This window comes from uncultured Lamprocystis sp., from assembly GCF_903933125.1.
GTDB lineage: Bacteria > Pseudomonadota > Gammaproteobacteria > Chromatiales > Chromatiaceae > Thiodictyon.
Map to the genome: position 1 here is coordinate 1 of NZ_CAIZIZ010000423.1, position 1,766 is coordinate 1,766.

Genomic DNA, 1,766 nt, shown 5'->3' on the forward strand with positions numbered 1-1,766 from the left:
ACCCGTGATGATCTCAAAAACAGACTAAATTCTGCCTTGAAATCGCTAAAAAGCGACATCAAGCGAATCCAGTCGTTCTTTCTTTTGCCGCATACAATTTATGCCAGCAGTTTGTCCGCATAATTAATAAAGTCTCGATACCGGCATGCACAGTCGCGATCGTTATTCCTGAACATCGCCTAATGGGAAAAAAGACCTCCCTTTGCTGCTAGACTCCGTCGCGTTACAGACCCGATGGAGACAGGCACCATGCCCAGACGCGCCCGCATCGTCGCCGCCGGTTTCCCCATGCATGTGATCCTTCGCGGCATCGACCGGTCGGCGGTGTTCTTCGACAACGACGATGATCGGTTTTTTCTCGATTGCCTGCGGCTGGCTGCATCCGAGGAATCGGTGGCAGTCCATGCCTACGTCCTGATGACGAACCACGTTCACCTGCTATTGACGCCAGACCATGCTCAGGGCGTCCCGGCCCTGATGAAGCGCGTGGGACAACGCTATGTGCAGCACGTCAACCGCACCTATCGCCGCACCGGCCCGCTGTTTGAAGGCCGTTTCCGATCCTCCGTGATCGAAGCGGACGCCTACCTGTTCGCCTGCCAACGCTACATCGAACTCAACCCGGTCCGAGCACACATGGTTGGTGCGCCGGGGGACTATCCATGGTCGAGCTATCGCCGCAATGCCCTTGGCCAAGCGGACGCGCTCGTCACACCCCACCCGCTCCTGCTTGACCTTGCGCCATCCGAAGAGGCCCGCCGCATCGCCTATCGGCAACTGTTCGCCGACGAACTGACCACCGAGACGCTCCAGCGGTTGCGCGCGTCCACCAACGGCGGCTTCGTACTCGGCAGTGGCGCCTTTGAACGCCAGATTGCCGGCATGGTCGGTCGGCGCACCTGGAAAGGCGCGCCGGGTCGACCGCCAAAGCCGGAGCCTGACGCAGCACAGCAAGATCTTCCGATCCAGGACACCCTACACACGTAGTCTGTCCCTTAAGTATCCTCTGAGATATCAACTCCGTCGATGGGCAAAGCCCGCGCGCGATGGTCCGGACCTGGCAAGGCGTCGATCGGGCGTGCCCATCCGGACCGCGTCGAGGTCTGAGGTGATTTCCGAAGAACTTCGTACCACGCGAGATCTACCGCCGGTGACCCGGGCGACGCGACCGGAGGCCGACGCTTTAGCGGGCGGCAGTGCCGCACCGGCTGAAGCCTCGACCTCCGGTTTGTTTTACGGGCGCTGCAAGATCCGCATGCGGCTGTAGAGACAACGAAAGTCGCCCCTACACGTCGGTAGCCGCGAACGGTCCGCACTGCGGACCCTACGGTAACACCGTGACCTGTAGGGTCCGCTGTGCGGACCAGCGACCGTGCAGATCGCGCGGTGGCCGGGTTTATGACCAAGGCCCGCTGCCCTTTGCCCATCCAACAATCGATGATCCCGCCGACTCACATCAGTTTCGGTCACACCCATTACACGGGTCCGCCGACGGCGCCTTCGTGCTCGTCCGTGGAGTCTCTAAGCGCCAGGAAGGAAACGTAAAATCGACCTCCGAGGACGGTGCTTCACTTGGCGAAGTGCGCTCCTCCGCTCGGTACACGGCAGAAACGTGGTCTGTCCCTGTTTTCCTCCTGTTTTCCTCTTCGACCGGTCGGCGGTGTTCTTCGACAACGACGATGATCGGTTTTTTCTCGATTGCCTGCGGCTGGCTGCATCCGAGGAATCGGTGGCAGTCCATGCCTACGTCCTGATGACGAACCACG

General features: G+C 60.3%; 1 protein-coding gene. It reads left to right on the forward strand.

Going from position 1 to position 1,766, the window contains the following annotated elements; translation table 11 throughout:
* Positions 1 to 249: 249 nt before the first annotated feature.
* On the forward strand, positions 250 to 987 hold the full coding sequence (locus QZY03_RS22600; RefSeq protein WP_295584808.1) for a transposase: 738 nt from the start codon (positions 250 to 252) through the stop codon (positions 985 to 987).
* Positions 988 to 1,766 lie beyond the last annotated feature (779 nt).

Excerpts from the sequence above, each read along its gene's own strand:
- QZY03_RS22600 (WP_295584808.1), top strand. The coding sequence starts at position 250 with ATGCCCAGACGCGCCCGCATCGTCGCCGCCGGTTTCCCCATGCATGTG.